7 protein-coding genes are annotated in these 3,854 nt (G+C 64.4%); 2 read left to right on the forward strand and 5 right to left on the reverse strand.

The annotated features are described in order from the left end of the window. Nucleotides 1-279: 279 nt before the first annotated feature. Genes QZ281_RS05575 through QZ281_RS05585 form a run of 3 tightly spaced genes read right to left on the reverse strand, consistent with a single transcriptional unit; the run spans nucleotide 280 to nucleotide 1,603 of the window. A complete protein-coding gene (locus tag QZ281_RS05575; protein ID WP_292225690.1) occupies nucleotides 280-504 on the reverse strand; it encodes a DUF465 domain-containing protein in 225 nt (74 codons plus the stop codon). Nucleotides 505-539: 35 nt separating this feature from the next. Next, nucleotides 540-1,004, reverse strand: coding sequence for a TIGR02444 family protein (locus QZ281_RS05580; protein WP_292225693.1), 465 nt, complete (start codon nucleotides 1,002-1,004; stop codon nucleotides 540-542). Further along, nucleotides 1,004-1,603 carry a UbiX family flavin prenyltransferase gene (locus tag QZ281_RS05585; protein WP_292225695.1) on the reverse strand — a complete coding sequence of 200 codons (600 nt, stop codon included), beginning with the start codon at nucleotides 1,601-1,603 and terminating at the stop codon, nucleotides 1,004-1,006. Before QZ281_RS05585 ends, QZ281_RS05580 begins: the two co-directional genes overlap by 1 nt. A 116-nt stretch (nucleotides 1,604-1,719) precedes the next feature. On the opposite strand from QZ281_RS05585, the gene QZ281_RS05590 reads away from it, so the two are divergent. Beyond that, nucleotides 1,720-1,893 carry a DUF465 domain-containing protein gene (locus QZ281_RS05590; RefSeq protein ID WP_201097088.1) on the forward strand — a complete coding sequence of 58 codons (174 nt, stop codon included), beginning with the start codon at nucleotides 1,720-1,722 and terminating at the stop codon, nucleotides 1,891-1,893. An 84-nt stretch (nucleotides 1,894-1,977) separates the two neighbouring features. Here QZ281_RS05590 and QZ281_RS05595 read toward each other — a convergent pair whose 3' ends face one another. Next, nucleotides 1,978-2,640 (reverse strand): cell cycle transcriptional regulator TrcR, encoded by a 663-nt coding sequence (locus tag QZ281_RS05595; RefSeq protein ID WP_219353584.1) that lies wholly within the window; start codon nucleotides 2,638-2,640, stop codon nucleotides 1,978-1,980. Between the two features lie 220 nt (nucleotides 2,641-2,860). Here QZ281_RS05595 and QZ281_RS05600 point away from each other — a divergent pair, with 220 nt between their 5' ends. After that, nucleotides 2,861-3,703 (forward strand): beta/gamma crystallin-related protein, encoded by an 843-nt coding sequence (locus QZ281_RS05600; RefSeq protein WP_292225699.1) that lies wholly within the window; start codon nucleotides 2,861-2,863, stop codon nucleotides 3,701-3,703. 52 nt (nucleotides 3,704-3,755) lie between these two features. Here the strand turns inward: QZ281_RS05600 and QZ281_RS05605 are convergent. Continuing rightward, nucleotides 3,756-3,854 (reverse strand): zinc-binding dehydrogenase (locus QZ281_RS05605; protein WP_292225797.1); only part of this gene is annotated, 99 nt, incomplete at its 5' end.

The following is a 3,854-nucleotide window of genomic DNA, read 5'->3' on the forward strand; positions in this document are numbered from 1 at the left end:
CACAGCGGGCGCGGCGGCGGCGGCCAGCACAGCGACCGTGACCAGTGCAGTGGTCTGACCCGTGTGGATCAACAGGGATTTCGCCCTCGACAAGGGGGCGGTCGGAAGCAGGCGTCGCATTCGGCGGCGTCTCCGGCATCTGGCGCTCTTTGAGCGTTGTATGGGGACGCGACGCGAGAGAACGCTGCGGACACCCGGCGGGGAGGCCGGGCTTATGCCCGCGTCATGGGGCGACTTTTGGACCCTGAATGGGCGGTGCAGGGTCGCAAATGACGCAGGTCAGGCGATGATATCCGGCAGGATGCGGTCTTCGATCTTCACGATCTCGTCCTTCAGGGCCAGTTTCTTGCGCTTGAGACGGGCGATCATCAGCTGATCGGGAATGGCGGCCTGGCCCAAGGCCTCGATTGAGGCGTCCAGGTCCGAGTGTTCAAGGCGCAGCAGTTTGACGCGGGCGTGCAGCGCCGCTTCTTCTTCGCTGATGTCTGGAATGTCGTCGTTCATCGCAGTGTCCCCACAGCCTTATACGCCAGCGAATTTCAGGCCGGAAGGGCGTCAGCCAGACGGATCAGCGCCGGGCGAGGCGTAATCCGCGACCAGACCCGTGTCGTGGCGGCCAGACCGTCGATGGCGGGACGCGGCGCAGCAGATGGCGGCGGGGCCAGGGCCTCCAGCGCCTCAAGCAGATGTTTCTCGGCCTCAAGCTCCAGCGCCTTGATGCGGTTGCGCACGCTTTCGCGCGGGCCGTCGTCGATGTCGGGCACAGGCGCCTTCAGGGTGCGGCGCACGGCGCGCAGGGGGGCGACCACGACACTGTCCCAGGCGCGGGCGGTGTCGCAGGCGGCTTCTATCGTTTCTTCGTCAGGACGACGCCCGGTCTGGGCGACCCAGGCCGACCACAGCAGAAGCGGGACATTCTGTTCGTGATGGTCCTGCAGCGCCAGACAGGCGTCGGACACGTCCGGCGCGGCATAGGCGGCGACCGCCCAATCCCAGAGCGACATTACTTCAGTCCATCCCAACGTTTCACCGCCGCCCAGTTCAGACCGAACAGGTCCAGCGCGCGTCCCACCGACTGATCGACCATTTCCATGATCGAGGCGGGCTTGGCGTAGAGGGCGGGAAGGGGCGGGGCGATGACGGCGCCCATCTCGGTCAGGGCCGTCATGGTGCGCAGGTGGCCCAGATGCAGCGGCGTCTCGCGCACCATCAGAACCAGCGGGCGGCGTTCCTTCAGCGTGACATCCGCCGCGCGGGTCAGCAGGGACGAGGTTACGCCCGTGGCGATCTCGCTCATCGTCTTCACCGAACAGGGCGCGACGATCATGCCCAGGGTGCGGAAAGAGCCCGAGGCGATGGTCGCGCCGACGTCACCAAGTTTGTAAACCACGTCCGCCTTGCCGGTCAGATCATCGGGGGACATTTCCGTCTCCTGCGACAAAGTGAGCAGGGCGGCTTTCGTCACGACCAGATGGCTCTCGACGCCCAGGTCTTTCAGTGCATCCAGCACGCGCGCGCCGTAGATGACGCCGGAAGCCCCTGAAATCCCGACCACTATTCGCGCGGGTGGGTTTCTTATGGCTCCGTTCACAACATCGACCATTTTGGGGGTCAGCCTCCGTGGGGTCCGGCGAGGCGGGCCGTCACTGGAATGTGATTCCACAGCCTGCCGATCCGGGCGCTCACTCTAGTGGTCCCTAACCAACGGAGGCGCAAGCCATGACCATCGAGGCTCGTATTCGCGAACTGGGTAATCGTCATCGCGTTCTGGATCAGACGATCCAAAAGGAGTTGACCCGCCCGTCCGTGGACCCGCTGCAGGTCAGGGAGCTGAAGCAGAAGAAGCTTAGGCTGAAGGAAGAAATCACCAGTCTGGAGGCGCGAGCGACCTAGCGGCGTTCACGACCTCCCGAAAATGACGACGGCCCCGGAGAGCGATCTCCGGGGCCGTTTTGTTTCATCGCAATGCAGCGAAGATCAGTCGCGCTTGCCGAAGACCGACTCTGCGGTGGGTTCGGCGCTAGGACGTTCGCGGGCCTCGGGGACGAACTCGGGTTCGGCCTCTTCGACGACAGCCTGGATGGTGCCGCCGCCGTTCTTGAGGTCGTCCTTGGCCTTCTTGTCAGCAGCCTTCTTGACCACTTCGTCCAGAACCAGCTGCCCGACCAGACCCAGGGTCACCGGATCGACCGGCTTGATGTTAGCCGAGTTCCAGTGGGTGCGGTTGCGCACGCTCTCGATGGTGGACTTGGTGGTGCCCAGCAGTTTGGCGATCTGGGCGTCGGCGACTTCCGGGTGGTTGCGCACGAACCAGGCGATGGCGTCCGGGCGGTCCTGACGGCGCGAGACAGGCGTGTATTTCGGCGCAGGCTTGGCCGATTTCAGCAGCTCGGCGTGACGGCTGACGATGGCCTTCATCCGATAGTTTTCGTTGGCCTGGGCCTTGTCCAGCTCTTCGCGGGTCAGCTGGCCGCCGGTGACGGGGTCGACGCCGCGAATGTCGCGGGCCACGTCGCCGTCAGCGATGCCGCGCACTTCCAGCGGGTGCAGGCCGCAGAAATCCGCGATCTGCTCAAAGCTGAGGGAGGTGTTGTCGACCAGCCAGACCGCAGTGGCCTTGGGCATCAGAATGTCGCTCATGGGGCGTTCGTCCCGGTATGATTTTGCAGCCGAAGGGGCCTTCGGCAGGCGTTGGATACGACGGCGCCCGGCCTTTCGACCGGGCGCTTATGGTTTCGATATAGGCCTATTCGCGTGAAAAGAAAACGCTGACCGACAATGCTATACAGCGACGGTTCATGTTCGTCGGCCTAGTTCGGCCAACAAGAGGCGTCGCCTCGTTCTGGAGAGGAAGAACACAATGTCCATTCTGCTTGGCGCCGCCATGTTTGCGGCGATGGCTTCGGGTCAAGACTTTTCGGTGCAGCGTGTCGCGCCGCGCGGCAGCTATGCCCAGACCTGCGCGAACGCCTACACAAATCAGGGGCGGCTTTATGCCGACTGTCGCGACGAGCGGGGCCAGATTCGCGGCACCTCGATCGAACTGGTGCGCTGTGGCAACGACGAAATCACCAACAGGGATGGTCTGCTGGTCTGCGGGCGCACCCGTGGCGACTATGAGGACCGTGGTCCGAGCCGCCCCGGGCAGGGTGGCAACAACGGCGGCGGCTGGGGCGGAAACAATGGTGGTGGTTGGGGCAATAACCGCACGCCTCAGGGTAGCTATACCCTGAGCTGCAACAGCATCTCGGTGCGCGGCGACCAACTGACGGCGACCTGCCGTGACACGCGCCGTAACGAACGCACCAGCACGCTGGACATCAGCCGCTGCGGCCGTTCCGACATTGGCAACGACAACGGCCTGCTGGTCTGCGGCCCGCAACGTGGCCAATGGGTTGGCGGCGGCGGCAACAACGGCGGCGGCTGGGGTGGCGGCAATGGCGGTTGGGGCCAGACCTCGATCACCGTCTATGACAGCCCCAACTTCCGTGGATCCTCACGCGAATTCGTCGATGAGGACAGCAACCTGGGCCGCACACCCTTCAACGACCGCATCGTCTCGATCCGCGTTCAGGGGCGTTGGGAAGTCTGCACCGACGCAAACTTCCGTGGTCGCTGCCGCGTCATCGACCGCGACGTCAGAAGCCTGGACGGCGACTTCTACCGCAGCATTTCGTCGCTGCGCCCGGTCGGTCGTCGCTAAGACTTAAACACGAGGGTCAGGAGCCGGACGAATGGCTCCTGACCAGACGGTCTCAGGCTGTCAGGATGATCTTGCCGACGTGATCGCCCGCTTCCAGCGCGCGGTGGGCGTCGGCAGCCTTCTCCAGCGGGAAGGTGGCATGGATTGGCGG

This window comes from Brevundimonas sp. (genome assembly GCF_018608325.1).
Taxonomy (GTDB): Bacteria; Pseudomonadota; Alphaproteobacteria; order Caulobacterales; family Caulobacteraceae; genus Brevundimonas.